This window comes from Longitalea luteola, assembly GCF_017356035.1.
Lineage (GTDB): Bacteria > Bacteroidota > Bacteroidia > Chitinophagales > Chitinophagaceae > Niastella > Niastella luteola.
In genome coordinates this window covers 90,033-107,751 of sequence record NZ_JAFIQX010000013.1, presented here as the reverse complement: position 1 = coordinate 107,751, position 17,719 = coordinate 90,033, and the positions used below count along the sequence as shown (strand labels likewise).

The following is a 17,719-nucleotide window of genomic DNA, read 5'->3' as shown; positions in this document are numbered from 1 at the left end:
TATATTCAATGAAATGAGGCTAAATGATTTGGGCTCATTTTTTGAATAAAAACCCTTAGTTTCGTGCTTTCGTTATGAAGAAAATAGAGTTGGAAATAGTTGCCTTGTCACACAGCATCACACAAACTCATTCCTACGCTGTTGTGTTGGGAGAAGTAAACGGGTTGCGCCGGCTTCCGATCGTGATCGGCGGCTTTGAAGCGCAGGCAATAGCTGTGGCGCTGGAAAAAATGCATCCAAGCCGGCCGCTTACGCATGACCTGATGAAAAATTTCATGAATGCCTTCAATATTGATCTGCAGGAGATCGTGATCTGCGATCTGCAGGAAGGCATTTTTTACTCGAAGCTTGTTTGTGTAAGTGAGCACGATACTGTAGAAATTGATTCCCGAACATCTGATGCACTGGCCCTGGCCGTTCGCTTCGGATGCCCTATTTATACCTACGACAATATTCTCGAAAGTGCCGGTATTTTGATGGAAGATCCATCGGGCAAGAAAAAACAGCCCCGCGAAGCGGTAGCTGCCGAATCTTCTGCCGGTACTGATGACTTAAAAACACTTACGCTCGATGAGCTGAACACTCTGTTGAACGAGGTGCTCGAACAGGAAGATTACATCCGGGCCATTGCTATCCGCGATGAAATTAACAGCCGCAAACGCAACCGCGGGTAATTTAATTTCTGATTGCTGATTTCGAGATTTTGAGATTTAAATTACTGAACCAATAAACATAATGGCTGATTCTGGATCTCGGGATCTAGATCACAAAATCGCTAATCTCAAAATCCCAAAATTTCTTCCTTTGGTTGTTTTTCCCAATTGTAAAATAAATCTGGGTCTTCATGTGACCCGCAAACGCGAAGATGGTTACCACGACCTGGAAACCATCTTTTATCCTTTGCCGCTGCACGACGCCCTGGAAGTCGTCACCCGGCAATCACCAACACATACAGCAGAAAACAACCCCGTTTCAATCCAGCTGAGCGGCCTGCCGGTTCAAGGCAAACCGGAAGATAATCTTTGCATCAAAGCCTATCACCTACTCAAAAAAGATCATCCGCAGCTTGCTGACGTGCACCTGTACCTGCACAAAGCCATTCCCATGGGCGCCGGCCTCGGTGGCGGTTCGGCAGATGGCGCCTTCACGCTGCAATTGCTGAACGATAAATTCCAGCTGAATTTGTCGCGCGAGAAACTGCTCGACTATTCCCTGCAACTCGGCAGTGATTGTCCTTTCTTCATCATCAACAAACCCTGCTACGCAACCGGCCGCGGTGAATTGCTGCAGGCTGTACAACTCGACCTGTCAGCGTATTCTTTTCTCGTAGTGCACCCAGGCATTCATATCAATACCGGTTGGGCCTTTTCACAACTCACCCCTGCCCCATCGCCGCTGCCTTTGCAGGAGATCATCCGGCAGCCCATTACCAGCTGGCGTTTGGCGTTAAGGAACGATTTTGAAGCCCCGGTATTTATTCAGTATCCTGAACTGAAGGCCATTAAAGAAAAATTATATGAAGCCGGTGCGCTGTATGCTTCCATGACAGGCAGCGGCTCCTGCTTTTTCGGCATCTTTCCCAAACAGCAACTGCCTGCCTTCCAATGGCCTGCGCATTATGCGGTATTCTACCTGCAATGATTTGTCTATTTATCTGGTAGTTTAATACATTCATCATTTTAGCGCTCGCCTGAAATTGATTATATTTGCCGTAAATATATTGCTATCAACAGCAAAGCGCACATACTACACTTTCTTCACTGCAATCTCGATTTCCTGAATCATCGAGGATAACCTTTGCTGTCCCGGCGCTGTCGGGACAGGACTACGTGCGTATATACCAGTCTTTCCTGGCTTTTATTGATCATTCATTGCTTAATTATATTTTCATTTTTTCTGCTTATGGTTTACACGTTATCTGACAAAACAAAGTACTACCTCGATCTTGAAGAAAAATATGGCGCGCATAATTACCATCCACTGCCGGTAGTCTTGCAAAAAGGCGAAGGCGTATATGTATGGGACGTTGATGGCAAACGGTATTATGATTTCCTCAGCGGTTACTCTGCCGTAAACCAGGGACATTGTCATCCCAGGATCATTGCGGCCTTTATGATGCAGGCGCAACAGCTTACACTCACCTCCCGCGCTTTCTATAACGATGTACTGGGCCAGTTTGAACAATTTATTACCGGCTGCTTCGGTTATGATAAGGTGTTACCAATGAACACAGGTGTTGAAGCGGTTGAAACCGCCATCAAACTCTGCCGCCGCTGGGGATATGCCGTAAAAAACATTCCTGAGAACAAGGCTACCATCATTGTATGCAGCGAAAACTTTCACGGCCGTACCAGCACCGTCATCTCTTTCAGCACCGATGCTTCGTCGCACGACAGGTTCGGTCCATACATGCCGGGATTTACCGTTATTCCCTACAATGACCTTCCTGCTTTGGAAAAAGCATTACAGGATCCGGATGTGGCAGGTTTCCTGGTAGAACCTATTCAGGGGGAAGCCGGCGTAGTAGTGCCTAATGATGGCTATCTGGCGCGCGCCAAACAATATTGTGAAGCAGCGAACGTGCTGTTCATAGCCGATGAAATTCAAACCGGTCTTTGCCGCACCGGTCAAATGCTGGCTTGCGACCATGAAAATGTACAACCAGATATTCTGATCCTGGGTAAAGCACTGAGTGGTGGCACCATGCCCGTATCGGCCGTACTGGCAAACGATCCCATTATGCTCACCATTAAACCGGGCGAACATGGCTCTACGTATGGCGGCAATCCGCTGGCTTGTCGCGTAGCCATTGAATCGCTGAATGTATTGAAAGACGAAAACATGGCAGCCAATGCAATGGTCATGGGTGAATTATTAAGGAAAGAACTACAGCAGTTACAGTCACCATACATTTCCGCAGTTCGTGGCAAAGGGTTGTTGAATGCTATTGTCATCGATCATCCTGACAGGAACGCTGCCTGGAACTTATGCCTCACTTTAAAAGATAATGGGTTACTGGCCAAACCAACGCATGGCGATAAGATCAGGTTTGCACCACCGTTAATTATTAACCGCGAGCAGATCCTGGAATGTGTTCAAATCATTAAAAAGAGCCTTGACATTTTTGAATGATGATCTAAACAATGAACGTGCAGGTTAATACCGACCATACCGAAGAACATTTGGAAAGCGCTGAATGGCTTAGGGACGTAGTCATCGGCATGAGTGATGGCCTCACCGTGCCGTTTGCACTGGCTGCTGGTTTAAGTGGAGCCGTTCAGTCAACCGGTATCATCATTATTGCCGGTATTGCAGAAATAGCCGCCGGTTCCATTGCTATGGGACTCGGTGGTTATCTTGCGGGAAAGACTGAAATTGACCATTATAATAGTGAACTCAAAAGAGAACATGAAGAAGTGGAACTGGTGCCTGAAAAAGAAAAAGAAGAAGTGCGCGGGTTCTTCGAAAACCTGGGACTAAGCAAGGAAGTGCAGGATAAAGCAGTTGAAGAAATAGCCCGGGACAAACAAAAATGGGTTGACTTTATGATGAAACATGAACTCGGCCTTGACAAACCCGATCCCGGCCGGGCTGCAAAATCGGCTCTAAATATCGGTTTATCGTATGTGATAGGCGGACTGGTACCTTTAAGCCCTTATTTCTTTATCGACACGCCTGTTGAAGCGTTGAAGATATCGTCGATAGTCACCCTGATTTGCCTGTTTGCATTTGGATATTTTAAGAGCCGCATGACGGGTGTCGCTCCGTTAGCCGGTGCGCTAAAAGTGATGCTGATAGGTGCTGCAGCAGCCAGTGCAGCATTCGGTGTGGCCAAAATATTTGAAAGATAATTCATTTGAAAATTCGTACTCTAATGGTATGGAAAATAAGAAGCAACAAGAGGACAACCGCAATAAATAGGTTACATTTCAGGACGGCTTGAAATGGAGCATAATTCAGCAGTAAATGAAGCTGCGCCTAACTACTACAGGAAACATTACACCATTGAAGAATACCTGGAAATGCCACTGATGTGAAGCACGAATACTACCAGGGTGAAATTTTTGCCATGTCCGGCGCCGGCGGCAGGCACAATATAATTTTCAGCAATGTTTTTGGCAAATTATGTATACAATTAAAAGATAAACGACAATATCCTTATTTCAGCTTTTTAATTTTTCTTCTGCTTTCAACTTCATATCGGGGAACAAAGACATTGCCATCATCAGGATCGCAGACAACAACATGATCCATAATCCGGCTTTTTTATCCGGACAAATCCCGCGGTAACAGCCTGAATAAACAATAAAACTTTTTATGGCATAAGATAACGTGATAGCGCACATAAACACGTTCCATCGCTTGGCCCAAATGCGTTGCACCGCAAAAAACATTATAGTGATCGCCGACAAGACAATAAATACGCGCCCCGGCTTGCCGTAGACATTGTTTTCCGTAAAAAAGCCGGTAAAGTTTTTATCAAGGTCAGGATGGTATGTCCAGGGCAAAAAACCAGCAATAACAAGAATAATAGCCGCTGCAATGCCTATCCATTGAGAATATTTCATACCTGTGTTTTAAGAAAGGGACCGCAAACATACTAAATTCGGTTTACAACGTGCTGATCATCTCCACATCCTCTTTTTCCACCGCTTCCGCCCGGGCTCTTTGGAAAATAATATTCCTTCCCAGCATAAAAACAGAAAAAGCCCCAATAGCACAAGCGGCCATAACACCGGTCATTGGCAATGCGGTACTGTTCTGAAACACACTTACCAGGGCCGATGTGCAGGCGCCAATGCTCATTTGAATAGCGCCCATCAGCGCAGAAGCACTGCCCGCATTATGGCCGAAAGGCGCCAGCGACAATGCCGATGCATTTGGAAATGTAAAACCCTGGCAACACAGAAACAGAAAGATGAGAAAAATGGTAAGGAACAGATCGCCCCAGCCTGCCAGGGTAATGATCACCAGCACGAGGCCTATAATGCTTTGACAGGCCAATGCCACTTTAATGATCTGTTCGCTGGTATAGGTCCGCAGCAGCACGCTGTTGACCTGGGTAGCACCGATCAGCCCCATGGCAATCAGCGCAAAGATCCATCCGTATTGCTTTTCGCTTACATGAAAAACACCCATGAACACCGAAGGCGACCCGCCGATATAAGCATACAAACCGGCGGCCGAAACAGCTGCTGTTAATGCATAGGTATAAAACTGCGGATGCACAATGATGCTTCTGAAACTATTGAGTATCTGCCTTGGCCTTAGCGAAAAATCGGGATTGGGCTGCTTGCTTTCGGGTAATAGGAAGTATATACCTGTGAGAATGATCACCGCAACGATCATCAGCAGCACAAAGATCCAGCGCCAGCCTGCTACTGCGGTAACATAACCACCGGCTGTTGGCGCTATAATAGGCGACACAGCCACAACCAGCATGAGCATGGAAAATACCCGGGCATTCTCTTTTACTTCAAACAGATCGCGTACCATAGCACGTGCGGCCACCATGCCTACGCAACCACCTAAGGCCTGTAATAAACGGAAACCGATCAACATCTCTACAGATGCTGACAGCGCGCAGCCCAAAGATGCCAGTAAATAAATGGAAAGGCCAATATACAAGGGTCTTTTTCTGCCAAAACGCTCAAGCAAAGGACCATATACCAACTGGCCGGCAGAAATGCCAATAAAAAAGCTGGATAACGATAACATTACCTGTGCTACAGTCGTTTGCAGCCCTTTGGCAATATCCGGAAAGGCCGGCAGATACATATCTATCGAAAAAGGCCCGATGGCGGATAATGAGCCCAGGATGAGAATCAGATAAAATTGTTTGTTGGGCTTGTGGGTATTCATACAGGCAAAGCTACAAAAATGAAGCCCTCCCTGTTATACGGGTGGCGCTGCTGCTAAAAAACAAAGCGGGCATTACCACCATGTTCGTCCGCATGCTATCGTTCTTTGCTGAGGGAATTCGTGACAAACTGCATTTTTTAAGGCTCGCACTTCGCGGTAATTTAGTAGTCTCAACTATCCATTAACCATAAACATGCGTTAAGGCTTGCCTTATCCTTTCGAGTGGTGTTCTGCCTTTTCATTGTGATGATCTTATTTATGTAAGATCACTTTTGTAAGGCAAACCCAAAAAGGGTCGCTTAATTGCGATCCTTTTTTCACGCTTATCATCTTAACGGTGTAGAGCACCCGAATACTAACCGGCCGTTTTTTTGTGAGTTTTCGCTATATCTCCAGTATCCTTACTGCAAGGATCGCGACCCGCGATCCTTTTTTTTATTCCTTAATTAACAGTTCAACCATTATGATTGTTTGAATATCAACTAACCGCAAGATAATCAACGTCGTCTAATATTTATTTTGATTTCAATTATTAATCGTTGAAACAGAAAGTCCTAATAACTCCACACAATAGCGATGGGAATAAATTTTGCAATTAATATCCGAAACATTGTTTCACTAAAATAGAATGACCATGAAAAGAATGCTTTTATTTCTTATGTCAACATTTTTAACCGTTAGTGTATTGAACGCTCAACAACCCGAAGTAATAGCAAAAGACAAAGCAGGTTGGAACAAGATCGGTGATGCAAAAGTAGATTTCAAATCGGATAAGGATAAATTCATTTTAATTGGTAAAGATAAATTCAAAGCACTCCAGGTGAGAAATCAGGATGCTGCTGTGCATATTGAAAGCATGACAGTAGAATTTGAGGGTGGTACAAAAGAAGAAATTTCACTGGCCTCTGAGTTGAAGTCAGGCGAAAAAAGCCGGGAAATTGAATTGAAAAATGCGGATACTGAGATCAAGAATGTAACTTTCGTATACCGGACTGCCGGAGAAAACGGTAAGAAAGCGAAAATAGAACTATGGGGTTTAAAATGATGACTTAATGTGATCAGTTTATTTTCAACGCAGTCCCGGCGATACCGCCGGGACTGTTTTTTATACACTTCCTGAACGTAGAAACTAATGCACACAACGCTGGAAATGGATTAGAGTTATGTAAGCACAGGCCTTGTTCAGCTTTATGGCCGAAATTTTCGCGATTGGCAGTATATGAAGATTAATAGAGATCAGCCCCGGTCATTGGGCATGAGGCTTAAGTATTTCGTTAATTACCTTTCTAAGTTCATCAAGCGAAGGTGGTTTTAAAATATATTTCAACGCACCAGCCTTTACAGCCTGTTCCATATGAGCCGGCTGGCCCGCTGTTGAAAATATGATCACCGGAATATGATGCAGGGTCAATTCTTTTTTAATCATTACCAGGCAGGAATGACCATCCATTTTTGGCATGTTCATATCCAGGATAATAAGATCTGGTAAATCACTTTCATTTCGCAGGAACTTCAACAGCGCATCACAGGTCTGGAACCAGGTGAGCTTGACGCTGTTATTTGTTTCCTTGAGGACTTTAGAAAATAAAAAAAAGTCATCAGGATCATCCTCGGCCATACATATGTGTCGGATATCTCCATGCATGTTTTGAGCTGGTTTGTTAAAAATAAAAAGGGGGCGCATATAGACATAAGGCCCCGCTCATCCATTCAATAAAAAACCGGTGTAATAATGCAAATCGTGTTCCATGCAATTCAAAGTGCTGTTTCTTAAAGTAAAACCCCGCCGTTGAGCGGGGTTTTGCGTTCTTTTTTGTACCCTGACATAGAAATCATTCGCAGCCGGCATGAAACAATCGCTCAGTAATTACCTAAGCCATTACCAATCATAGCTGAACAAGTTGTTGATCTGCACTACCCGATACGCCCCGTTTCCGGGTGTTAATTTCCTCAACAAGGGCATCGATAATTACCCTCTGTAGATCCGCCTCCTTTGAATTGCCACTAATAAAAGCCTTGGTGTACTTTTGCGTTTCCTCTGCCAGCAAATCAATTAATGTTTGCAATTCTAATTGCTGGTAGTTTTGATGCATACCTGCAACCCCACAAACTTGAAACCAGTTTATTATAATTATTTGTTACAGGTACCGAATAATGGTTAGCACTTATATTGCCATAAATGAATACACAGGCATCGATTAGTCGGTACACGATGCTTTGTCGACGGCGAATGAAATAAAAAACGGTAAGAAGAAACAACCTTTTGACCCGGAAAAGCAATAAAATTGAACGGATTTGATAAATGAAACGGTGGTTTCATGCCCGATCTTTATTATAGATTATTTATCGGAAAGTAAGGAAACCAAAACCAACAGTCATGAAACAATCCGGATCGATCAGCCGCCGGCAATTCATTCGGTCAACAGCCCTAACCACCGGCGGGCTCATTATAGCATTTCGTGTACCGGCAGGTATCCGCAAAATAACAGCGCTCACAGAATCCAACCTGTTTATGCCCAATGCATTTCTCCGCATTGGCGCCGACGACTCGGTAAAGATCCTGCTCTCGCATTGTGAAATGGGTCAGGGTATCTGGACTTCCCTCTCCATGTTGATTGCAGAAGAACTGGATGCCGATTGGCATAAACTGCAGGTAGAGCATGCGCCTGCTGATACAGCCTATTACCATACTATTTATGCAACACAGCGCACCGGAGGTTCAAGCAGTTTGTATTCTGAGTTTGAACGTTACCGAAAAGCGGGTGCTACAGCCCGCTACCTGCTGGTGCAGGCTGCTGCCAATCGCTGGAAAGTGAATAGCAACGAATGCAGAACTGAAAATGGCTATGTGATCAGTGGCGACAAAAACGTCAGGTATGGCGAACTGGTGCAGGAAGCTTCGGCCCTGCCCGTTCCTGCTGACGTTCCTTTGAAAGATCCCGCCAACTGGAAGATCATAGGAAAACAAAAAATAAAAAAGCTGGATTCACCTGAAAAAATAAACGGGAAAGCTGTCTTTGGAATGGATATTCAGATTGCGGGTATGTTAACAGCAATAGTGTCGAGAGTGCCTGTATCAGGGGCCAGTATTACTAAATATGATGAAGCTGCGGCTATGGCAGTTCCAGGTGTTCGGCAGCTGGTAAAAATACCTACCGGTATTGCCGTGCTGGCCGATGATTTCTGGGCTGCGAAAAAAGGCCGTGATGCATTGAAAGTACAGTGGGACCTGGGTGAAGCCAGCCATATTAACAGTGATTCATTGCTGACTGAATTAAGGGCAAGGGCCGATAAAGGAGGTATTGCCGCCACCGATGTGGGCAATCCGGAGGAAATGTTTGCTAAAAGCAAATACAAACTGGAAACCGAATATTACCAACCTTTCCTGGCCCAGGCGCCCATGGAACCATTGAATTGCACCGTGCAATTAAGCGCTGATAAATGCGAAATATGGACGGGCACGCAAACCCAAACAGATGATCAACGGGCCGCTTCACAGATCACCGGACTGCCTATCAATAAAGTATTTATACACACATGCTTCCTCGGAGGGTCTTTTGGCCGCAGAAACATCACCCGCTCAGATTTCGTTCGTGAAGCCGTTGAAATAGCGAAAGCAACCGGCAAAGTGGTAAAAACAGTATGGACACGCGAAGATGACATTCAGGGAGGTATGTACCGCCCAGCCTTTCTTCACCGGTTCAAGGTTGGGCTCGACGCAAATGGCATGCCCGTTTCCTGGAATCAGATCAGCGTAGGCCAGTCCGTTATGACCGGCGGACCATTTGAAAAAGTGGCCGTTATTAACGGTGTTGATATGTTCTCCATAGAAGGCATGCATACTGCACCTTTTGTAAAAAACATAAAAGATCAAAAGATAGAACTGAACACGCCAACATGGCCGGTACTCATCGATAACTGGCGGGCCGTAGGTTTAAGCCATACCATTTTTGCCATGGAAAGCCTTATCAATGAAATGGCGCACGCTGTTAAAAAAGACCCTGTCGATTACAGAAGAATGCTGTATAAAGATGCGCCCCGACTGCTGGGCGTATTGAACCTGGCCGCTGAAAAAAGCAATTGGGGCACACCCTTGCCTAAAGGCCGGGGAAAAGGAATTGCAGCGTACGAAGCAGTTGCCAGCTATGTTGCCCTGGTGGCTGAAGTATCGGTATCAAAGGACGGATCGGTAAAAGTGCATAAAGTGACCTGCGCCGTCGATTGCGGCTTGGCCGTACACCCCGACGGCGTGGTGGCGCAAATGGAGGGCAGCATCGGATATGGTTTGTCAACTGCGCTATACAGTGAGATCACCTTTAAAAACGGCTATGTACAGCAGAAAAATTTCTATAATTACCCCATCCTGCGCATACATGAAATGCCCGAGGTTAATACGTTTATTGTACCCAGTAACGAAAAACCGGGCGGCATTGGCGAAGCATCCGTAGGACAAATGATGCCGGCAGTTACAAACGCCATTTTCGCTGCAACGGGTAAGCGCATCAGGAATTTACCCATAAAAAAAGTAAATACGGGGACTGCATAAAATAATTACGCTGCTGGTGGGAATAATATTTCTTCAATCGCTTCACCATAAAGCCATTGCTATGATACAACTCAAAGTGAACGGAAAACAATATGAAGTAGACGTACCGCCCGATATGCCTATCTTATGGGTCATCCGAGAAAAGCTGGGACTTACCGGAACAAAGTTTGGCTGCGGGGCTGCACAATGCGGCGCCTGCACCGTGCATCTTGACGGACAAGGCATCAGGTCATGCATCTCGCCGGTTTCCCGCGCGATTGGAAAAGAGATCGTAACGATAGAAGGATTACAGGCTTCATTGAGCAAACCGTTGATGGATGCCTGGCTAGAAATAGACGTGCCGCAATGCGGCTACTGTCAAACAGGTCAGATAATGGCAGCAGCCATCCTGTTGCGGGAAAACAACCATCCATCAGATGAAGACATTGACAATGCCATGTCGGGTAATATCTGCCGCTGTGGAACCTACCAACGAATCCGCAAAGCGATTCACCTCGCGGCTGATATAAAGAGATCAGCTACCTGACCAGTTGTTCATCTTAAAAACAGGGCTATGAAAAAATTTCAATTCACACTATTTAATCATACATGGAAAGTTATCGTTTCTATCGTGCTGGCCATTGGTTTATTGAACCTGGTGCTGCCCGCCCGGCCAACTAACCTGAATGCGTCATCAGCGATTGCGCAGCCAGCAACTACTGTATCCCAAAACAAGCCAACGGCCGATGACAATCAAAAGAAACGGGAAGCAGAATCGAAAGCAGCTTTTGCAGAAGCATATGCTGTTTTTATGCATCCACGTTGTATGAATTGTCATCCTTCAGGAGATGTTCCCCTGCAAGGAGATGACAGCCACCTGCATATAATCAACGCAAGGCATATGTGTACCACAGGGTGTGAAACGCGGACCTGATGGCAAAGGATTGTATGCGCTTAAATGCAGCAATTGCCACCAAAGCGTCGACCTGGAAGGCGAACATCTTCCGCCTGGTCATCCCAACTGGCATTTGCCAACAGCAGCGAGGCCAATGGTCTTTCAGGGTAAAAGTCCACGGCAACTCGCCATGAGCTTTAAAGATCCAAAATTTACCGGTTTCAAATCCCTTGACCAGTTAATTGAACATGTTGAACACGACAAGCTAGTTCTACACAGTTTTACCTATGGCACCAGACCACCGCTAACGCACGACGACTTTGTAGCAAAGGTCAAAGAGTGGATACATAAAGGCGCCGCACTTCCCGACAAATGAATGTGACTATATTGCTGCTACAGCCAATTCAATTGGCGGCTATTAATACTTTCTCGCACGCTGAACCACCGGTAGCGCCGGTGGAAAAATAACATCATCTGTGAGTGCTAAAAGTTTTGCTTCTTAAAAGCACATTCGTGCAGTTACCCAAAAAATTATTGTTGCATCTACACTTTCGACTGTTTTTTTTATAACATTTTTTGTAATTTTATTTACCGTTCTTGTTATAACGATTCCCCAAAAACACTTATCGCTTCCCGTATCAGAACATCCGTATGTGCTATTTCTGAAGCAGCAAAAACTGTAATTCTGTTATATTAATACCACATCAAGATGTTACAGCAATCAACCAAACTTTCCGCTTATACAGCTATTCCCAGCCGGTCTCAGAAAATATTATTGTTAAATGGTTACCCTGCTATTGCCGCTTATGTTATAACCGGCCAACAGCAGTTCGATTTTTGTACAGAAGAAAATACATTGTTGGTTGTAAGGGAAGGCGCAATCACTATTAAATGTGGCAAAGTAGACCATATGGTTGATAAAGATCAGATGGTCGCTTTTAAGCATAACACACTTGTTTCCTGTAAATGCTTTTGTCAGCCCGCAGATGAAACAGAAAAAACGGAATATTTGATCTTCCACTTCAGCCAGCAACTGGTTAAACAGTTTGTAGCCCTGGCGGTGCTAAACTTTGCCAATAAAAATGAAGTTCCAGGAATCGTTATAAACAGATCTGGCGTCAATATTCAAAAATTTATCGACTCCCTTGAGCCTTACCTGGATATCTCATCAAATGTTGATGAAAACCTTACTAAGATCAAAATACTTGAGTTGCTATTCTGCCTGGCCAGTGCAGACAGCCCCCTCCTGCCCTTATTGCTGCATGTAAAAAGAAGTTTCCGGCCCAGCATCTATGCCGTCGTAGAAGAACATTTAATGAGCGCCATGTCGCTTGATGAGCTGGCCGCTTTATCACAAAGAAGCCTTTCCAGTTTCAGAAGGGACTTTTTATCCGTTTACAATATGCCACCTTCCCAATGGATCAGAGAGCAAAGATTGAAAAAGGCGAAGGAACTGTTACGAACTACCGGGCTAAGCATTGCTGATATTTGTTATTCCCTGGGGTTTGAGAACAGTGCTCATTTTTCAAGACTTTTTAAATCGAAATTTGGTATTTCCCCTTCCGACTACAGGGCCCGCTAAGCTATTCCATATTTATGCTGCTTTTATTGTATTGATGGTAATTAACACACAGGAATGTGTATTACCATCATCTGCATTTTTCGGCAACGTAAAAAACGTCAATTTATTCCCCCATAGCCATTATTGAAAGCATCTACGGAAACGTTTCCGTACAAAAACTGCGCGGTTCAATTCATTTTCATCAATTTCAAGCTCTCGTTTCGTCACCTTAATTTTAAAAACAAATGATTGCTATTCGGAAACTCTGCTTCCTGCTGTTCATTTTATGGTCATGTTTACCCTATGAGTCAGCAGCTCAACAAAGGAGAATTTCCGGCAAGGTCTTCAACTCATCCAATTTACCTATGCCGGGAGTTAATGTTCAAGTGAAAGGAACCAATATAGGAACCTTCACCGACACAAAAGGCTTTTTCGCTCTCAATGTTCCAGAAACTAAACCAGTATTACTCGTGGTAAGCTCTGTTGGCTATACCACACAGGAAGTGGATGTTACCAACGCCACTGGCGATTTGACGGTCACATTAGTTGAAGTACCTACGCAACTTACAGATGTGGTGGTGGTAGGTTATGGAACCGCACGCAAGAAAGACCTTACCGGATCTGTTGCATCTGTTGGATTACAAAGCGTGGAAAAAACGCCTGTGTTCGGTACCAGCCAGCTCTTGCAAGGTCGCGTAGCGGGCGTTCAGGTAACGCAAACCAATTCTCAACCTGGCTCCGCTTTTACCGTGCGCATTCGTGGTACCAATTCTATCTCTACAAGCAGTGATCCGTTGTATGTAGTGGATGGCTATGCCGGTGCAGATATTACAGCGCTCAATCCAAACGATATTGTGTCGATGGATGTGCTGAAAGACGCTTCTGCCACGGCCATTTATGGAAGCCGGGGCGCCAATGGCGTAGTGATGATCACCACCCGCAGAGGCGCAGCAGGCAAAAAAGCCATTACGTTTGATGCATACACCGGTGTTCAACAGGTGGCCAACAAGCTGGAGATGATGGACGCTCAACAGTATGCCCGCTTTGTTAATGAAGCAGCTGCCAAAAGCAGCCCTGTACTGCCACAGCCTTATACAGAAGATCAGATCAATGCTATGGGCAAAGGCACCGACTGGCAGGATGAACTGTTCCGTAATGCCCGCATCTCCAATTATAACCTGGGTTTTACCGGTGGCAATGCCGACTCCCGCTATTATCTGAGCATGAACTATTTCAGCCAGGATGGCATCATCATTGGCTCTGATTACAAACGTGGCACGCTGCGTTTCAATCTCGATAGCAAGATCAGTGAAAAGCTAAGAGTAGGACTTAGCTCACAGGTATCCTACGAATCGCAATTACAGGCTAACGTAAACACTACGGGCGGCAGCGCCGGCGGTACCCTGCTCGATGCCCTTCTTTCAAGCCCTGTCACACCTGTATATGACAGTACAGGCGCTTATACATTCAGAAACGGCCCGCAACCTTATGCAATTGACGTGGGGAACCCTGTGGCGGCGGCTAACCTGAACAGTGATAAAAACAAGAACACCCGCATATTTGCCAATTTCTTTGCTGAATACGAAATGATCAAAGGCCTCAAATTGCGAAGCAGCTTTGGCGGCGAATACCGCAATTTCCGCAACGATGTGTTTCGCCCCAGCAACTCTTACCTTGGCGCCCAAACCAATGGCTATGCGCAGGTAGTTACGAACAACAACTATAACTGGCTTACCGAAAATACCCTCACCTACGATAAGGTGTTCAACAGGACCCATTCAATAAATGCGGTGGCAGGTGTTACTTACCAGGAATGGAAGAACGCCTCTGTTACTTCTACGGTTACCGGCTTATCAACCAACAACCTGTTTACCGACAACCTGGCGATCGGTACTGCCAACAACGGCTCAAATACCAATAAGAATGTGCTGGCCTCTTTCCTGGGCCGGCTTAATTACCGGCTGCTCGACAGGTACCTGTTCACCTTCACCTTCCGTGCTGATGCCTCCTCGCGTTTTGGCGAGAATAACAAATGGGGTTATTTCCCTTCCGGTGCTTTTGCCTGGCGGGTGAAAGAAGAAAACTTCCTGAAAGAGGTAGATGCCATCAGCGATCTGAAGTTCAGGGCCAGCTACGGAGCTACCGGTAACCAGGAGCTGCCTTCTTATCTTTCCATAAAACAATATACCGCCAATAGCTATGTGCTGAATCGCACCCGGGTAACCGGCTTCTCGCAGAATAACCTGCCTAACCCGGATCTATCCTGGGAATCAACAAAGGCTTTTGATGCCGGTTTTGACCTGGCCATACTCGGCAACCGCGTGCAGATCACAGCGGATTACTATGACAAAAAAACCACTAAACTGCTGTTCCAGGTAAGTTTGCCCACTACCTCAGGTTTTTCTACCATGACACAGAATATAGGCAGCGTTCAGAACAAGGGGGTTGAATTAGGCATCAATACTATTAATATTGATAAGGAAAAACTGAAATGGTCTACTTCTTTCAATATTTCAGCCAACCGTAATAAAGTGCTCGACCTCGGTGATGTGCCCTATCAATTCACCGGCAACGTAAGTTCCAACCTGTTCCCCGGTGGCGGCCGCTTCTCCTCTATTTTACAGGTAGGAAAACCAATTGGCGAATTTTATGGCTATGTGTTCGACGGTATCTGGCAAAGCCAGGCGGATATAACCAAAAGCGGCACCAAACAATCTGTTAAACCCGGCGATCCCATATACAGAGACCTCAACGGCGATAGTGCACTGGATGCCACCAACGACAGAACCATCATCGGTCATGCACTGCCTAAATTCACCTATGGTTTTACCAGTAACTTAACTGTTGGCCGGTTCAACCTCTTCGTGCTGATACAAGGTGTGCAGGGCGTTGACATCCTTAACGAAAACAAGATCGAAATGGAAAATGGACTCGTTTTCGCCAATAAATTCGCTTATGTAGCCGATCAAAGCTGGCGCGGTGAAGGAACCAGCAACACATTGCCAAGTGTTGTGAGCACCTACCGCCGTAACCTGGGCGTTACCAGCGACCTGATCGAGAATGGTAGCTACCTGCGATTCAAGACCATTACACTTACCTATGACCTGCCGCTGCCCAAAGTAAGCCCTATCTTTAAATCGGCCAGCCTTTATGCTACCGGCCAGAACCTGATCACCATCACTGACTATTCGGGATACGATCCGGAGGTGAACTCTTATAGCAACACGCAAGGCAATTACACCTCACTGAATGTTGACTATAACCCATATCCGAATATCAAAACCTATACAGTAGGTTTAAGACTCGGCTTTTAGCCAGGGCATGGATCGTATTGCTTACATAAATGAACTTGAACTATTATGAAAAAAAGTATTTTCCTTATAGCGAGCGCCGGTCTTCTGTTAATGGCCTCCTGCAAAAAGCAACTGGAAGAAAAACCTTACAGTTTTCTGAGTCCTACCAATTTTTATAAAAATGCTACCGATGCGCAAACCGCCATTAACGGCGTCTTCAGCGCCATGCAGGCACAAACGCACTACCAACGTACCGTTTGGCTTATTGCCGAACTGCCGGCAGATCACCTGGTGGGCATTACTACGCAGGAACGTGCTGAACTGAATCAATTCAAATGGACGCCTTCCAATTCAGAGATCGCCAACTGGTGGAGAAGCTCTTACGTGATGATCAGCCGCGCCAATGATGTGATCAAAAATGTGCCGGCAATCAATATGGACGTTACCAATCGTAACCATATCGTTGGTAATGCCCGCTTTCTTCGCGCATTGGGGTATTTTGACCTCGTGCGTAATTTTGGCAATGTGCCCCTTTTGCTTCGTCCGATAGAAAATGCAGGTGATTCCTTACTGTTCCCTTCTGAAACAGCGGCTTCAGAAGTGTACAAGGCCATCATTGAAGACCTGCAATTTGCAGAGGCCAATTGCCTGCCCGAGAACCGGATCCCCGGTGCTAATAAAGGCATGGCATCTTCCGGTGCAGCAGCCACCCTGCTGGCCAAAGTATACCTGCAAAGAGCCAGTACCAGTTTTGCCGATGCCCAGGACAACCATAATGCACTGGCAGCCCTCAACCGGGTGATCAATTCCAAAGTATATCAGTTGTTGCCAAGATACCAGGATGTATTTGATAATGACAAAAAGAACGGCCCCGAGCATATCTTTTCAATACAGTTCGGCCCGGTAACAACAGGCATTACATCGAATATTATCTTGCGGATGTTATACCCTACACAACTGGGTGGCGCCGGTCCATTTACGGTGAATACCACTTTTTTCCAGAATGGGTATTCCGCGGCTGACAGTATTCGCAGCAGATGGAATATGGCCAATCGGGTGGGAAGTACGGCTGTTGCTCCTTTTGTATACAAATACCGCGATCCGTCTTATGTAGCCAACAGTAATAACTCGAACGTGAACTGGATCGTGCTGCGATATGCAGATGTGCTGCTGATGCAATCGGAAGCATTGAATAATATCAATCCGGCTGACCCCGCTAAATTTGCAGGTGTTGATTCCGTAAGATCAAGGGCCGGCCTAAAAGACCCCGCCCAGCAGCTTGACTTCACCAATACGCCTACCAGCGAAGCATTCATCGACAGCCTGGTAAAAGACAGGGGTCGTGAACTGTTCATAGAAGGCCATCGCAAATACGACCTCATCCGCCTGAAACGATATAAAGAAGTGATGGCGGCGCTGGGTATCAATGTTCAGGATCATCAGTTCCTGTTGCCTGTTCCGCAAACAGAGCGTGATGTGAACCGGAACCTTGGCCAGAACGATGGTTATCCAAAATAGGTGAATAGCTTTCAGCATGTGCTCTATTCCGGACACAATTTATTAGCAGCACCGATCATACAGCA

Annotated in this window: 16 protein-coding genes; 12 read left to right on the top strand and 4 right to left on the bottom strand. The window is 45.7% G+C overall.

Features of this window, described 5'->3' with window-relative positions:
- The first annotated feature begins 74 nt into the window (after positions 1 to 74).
- The 4 genes from JUB15_RS24665 (at position 75) to JUB15_RS24650 (ending at position 3,851) form a co-directional block, all read left to right on the top strand.
- Positions 75 to 674: a bifunctional nuclease family protein gene (locus JUB15_RS24665; RefSeq protein WP_205512776.1), complete on the top strand. Its 600-nt coding sequence runs from the start codon at positions 75 to 77 to the stop codon at positions 672 to 674.
- Between the two features lie 130 nt (positions 675 to 804).
- Positions 805 to 1,641 (top strand): 4-(cytidine 5'-diphospho)-2-C-methyl-D-erythritol kinase, encoded by an 837-nt coding sequence (gene ispE / locus JUB15_RS24660; RefSeq protein WP_242696501.1) that lies wholly within the window; start codon positions 805 to 807, stop codon positions 1,639 to 1,641.
- A 261-nt stretch (positions 1,642 to 1,902) separates the two neighbouring features.
- A complete protein-coding gene (gene rocD / locus JUB15_RS24655) occupies positions 1,903 to 3,132 on the top strand; it encodes an ornithine--oxo-acid transaminase (protein ID WP_207515325.1) in 1,230 nt (409 codons plus the stop codon).
- Positions 3,133 to 3,143: 11 nt separating this feature from the next.
- The gene (locus JUB15_RS24650; RefSeq protein WP_207515324.1) at positions 3,144 to 3,851 is read left to right on the top strand and encodes a VIT1/CCC1 transporter family protein; all 708 of its coding nucleotides are present in this window, start codon (positions 3,144 to 3,146) and stop codon (positions 3,849 to 3,851) included.
- 312 nt (positions 3,852 to 4,163) lie between these two features.
- Here the strand turns inward: JUB15_RS24650 and JUB15_RS24640 are convergent, their stop codons facing one another.
- Both JUB15_RS24640 and JUB15_RS24635 read right to left on the bottom strand, forming a co-directional pair.
- Positions 4,164 to 4,568: a hypothetical protein gene (locus tag JUB15_RS24640; protein ID WP_207515448.1), complete on the bottom strand. Its 405-nt coding sequence runs from the start codon at positions 4,566 to 4,568 to the stop codon at positions 4,164 to 4,166.
- Between the two features lie 43 nt (positions 4,569 to 4,611).
- A complete protein-coding gene (locus JUB15_RS24635) occupies positions 4,612 to 5,862 on the bottom strand; it encodes a multidrug effflux MFS transporter (protein WP_207515322.1) in 1,251 nt (416 codons plus the stop codon).
- 634 nt (positions 5,863 to 6,496) lie between these two features.
- Here JUB15_RS24635 and JUB15_RS24630 point away from each other — a divergent pair.
- The gene (locus tag JUB15_RS24630; RefSeq protein ID WP_207515321.1) at positions 6,497 to 6,907 is read left to right on the top strand and encodes a DUF2541 family protein; all 411 of its coding nucleotides are present in this window, start codon (positions 6,497 to 6,499) and stop codon (positions 6,905 to 6,907) included.
- Between the two features lie 201 nt (positions 6,908 to 7,108).
- On the opposite strand, the gene JUB15_RS24625 is transcribed toward JUB15_RS24630, so the two are convergent.
- Positions 7,109 to 7,507: a response regulator gene (locus tag JUB15_RS24625; RefSeq protein ID WP_207515320.1), complete on the bottom strand. Its 399-nt coding sequence runs from the start codon at positions 7,505 to 7,507 to the stop codon at positions 7,109 to 7,111.
- A 241-nt stretch (positions 7,508 to 7,748) separates the two neighbouring features.
- Positions 7,749 to 7,955 carry a hypothetical protein gene (locus JUB15_RS24620; protein WP_207515319.1) on the bottom strand — a complete coding sequence of 69 codons (207 nt, stop codon included), beginning with the start codon at positions 7,953 to 7,955 and terminating at the stop codon, positions 7,749 to 7,751.
- 284 nt (positions 7,956 to 8,239) lie between these two features.
- Between JUB15_RS24620 and JUB15_RS24615 the strand changes: the two genes are divergently transcribed.
- The 7 genes from JUB15_RS24615 (at position 8,240) to JUB15_RS24585 (ending at position 17,654) form a co-directional block, all read left to right on the top strand.
- A complete protein-coding gene (locus JUB15_RS24615; RefSeq protein ID WP_207515318.1) occupies positions 8,240 to 10,408 on the top strand; it encodes a xanthine dehydrogenase family protein molybdopterin-binding subunit in 2,169 nt (722 codons plus the stop codon).
- 61 nt (positions 10,409 to 10,469) lie between these two features.
- A complete protein-coding gene (locus JUB15_RS24610) occupies positions 10,470 to 10,934 on the top strand; it encodes a (2Fe-2S)-binding protein (protein WP_207515317.1) in 465 nt (154 codons plus the stop codon).
- A 27-nt stretch (positions 10,935 to 10,961) separates the two neighbouring features.
- Positions 10,962 to 11,321, top strand: a complete 360-nt coding sequence (locus tag JUB15_RS24605; protein ID WP_207515316.1) for a hypothetical protein — start codon at positions 10,962 to 10,964, stop codon at positions 11,319 to 11,321.
- Positions 11,305 to 11,658 carry a hypothetical protein gene (locus JUB15_RS24600; RefSeq protein WP_207515315.1) on the top strand — a complete coding sequence of 118 codons (354 nt, stop codon included), beginning with the start codon at positions 11,305 to 11,307 and terminating at the stop codon, positions 11,656 to 11,658. The genes JUB15_RS24605 and JUB15_RS24600 overlap by 17 nt, the downstream gene beginning before the upstream one ends.
- 333 nt (positions 11,659 to 11,991) lie before the next feature.
- Positions 11,992 to 12,864: a helix-turn-helix domain-containing protein gene (locus tag JUB15_RS24595; protein WP_207515314.1), complete on the top strand. Its 873-nt coding sequence runs from the start codon at positions 11,992 to 11,994 to the stop codon at positions 12,862 to 12,864.
- 224 nt (positions 12,865 to 13,088) lie between these two features.
- Positions 13,089 to 16,157: a SusC/RagA family TonB-linked outer membrane protein gene (locus tag JUB15_RS24590; RefSeq protein WP_255539674.1), complete on the top strand. Its 3,069-nt coding sequence runs from the start codon at positions 13,089 to 13,091 to the stop codon at positions 16,155 to 16,157.
- Between the two features lie 45 nt (positions 16,158 to 16,202).
- Positions 16,203 to 17,654 (top strand): RagB/SusD family nutrient uptake outer membrane protein, encoded by a 1,452-nt coding sequence (locus JUB15_RS24585; protein WP_207515312.1) that lies wholly within the window; start codon positions 16,203 to 16,205, stop codon positions 17,652 to 17,654.
- Positions 17,655 to 17,719: the final 65 nt, after the last annotated feature.

Bases quoted from the DNA above. Each gene is read 5' to 3' on its own strand.
- JUB15_RS24630 (WP_207515321.1), top strand. From the start codon at position 6,497: ATGAAAAGAATGCTTTTATTTCTTATGTCAACATTTTTAACCGTTAGT.
- JUB15_RS24605 (WP_207515316.1), top strand. From the start codon at position 10,962: ATGAAAAAATTTCAATTCACACTATTTAATCATACATGGAAAGTTATC.
- JUB15_RS24610 (WP_207515317.1), top strand. From the start codon at position 10,470: ATGATACAACTCAAAGTGAACGGAAAACAATATGAAGTAGACGTACCG.
- JUB15_RS24585 (WP_207515312.1), top strand. From the start codon at position 16,203: ATGAAAAAAAGTATTTTCCTTATAGCGAGCGCCGGTCTTCTGTTAATG.
- JUB15_RS24615 (WP_207515318.1), top strand. From the start codon at position 8,240: ATGAAACAATCCGGATCGATCAGCCGCCGGCAATTCATTCGGTCAACA.
- JUB15_RS24625 (WP_207515320.1), bottom strand. From the start codon at position 7,507: ATGCATGGAGATATCCGACACATATGTATGGCCGAGGATGATCCTGAT.
- JUB15_RS24620 (WP_207515319.1), bottom strand. From the start codon at position 7,955: ATGCATCAAAACTACCAGCAATTAGAATTGCAAACATTAATTGATTTG.
- rocD (WP_207515325.1), top strand. From the start codon at position 1,903: ATGGTTTACACGTTATCTGACAAAACAAAGTACTACCTCGATCTTGAA.
- JUB15_RS24635 (WP_207515322.1), bottom strand. From the start codon at position 5,862: ATGAATACCCACAAGCCCAACAAACAATTTTATCTGATTCTCATCCTG.
- JUB15_RS24590 (WP_255539674.1), top strand. From the start codon at position 13,089: ATGATTGCTATTCGGAAACTCTGCTTCCTGCTGTTCATTTTATGGTCA.
- JUB15_RS24665 (WP_205512776.1), top strand. From the start codon at position 75: ATGAAGAAAATAGAGTTGGAAATAGTTGCCTTGTCACACAGCATCACA.
- JUB15_RS24640 (WP_207515448.1), bottom strand. From the start codon at position 4,568: ATGAAATATTCTCAATGGATAGGCATTGCAGCGGCTATTATTCTTGTT.
- JUB15_RS24595 (WP_207515314.1), top strand. From the start codon at position 11,992: ATGTTACAGCAATCAACCAAACTTTCCGCTTATACAGCTATTCCCAGC.
- JUB15_RS24650 (WP_207515324.1), top strand. From the start codon at position 3,144: ATGAACGTGCAGGTTAATACCGACCATACCGAAGAACATTTGGAAAGC.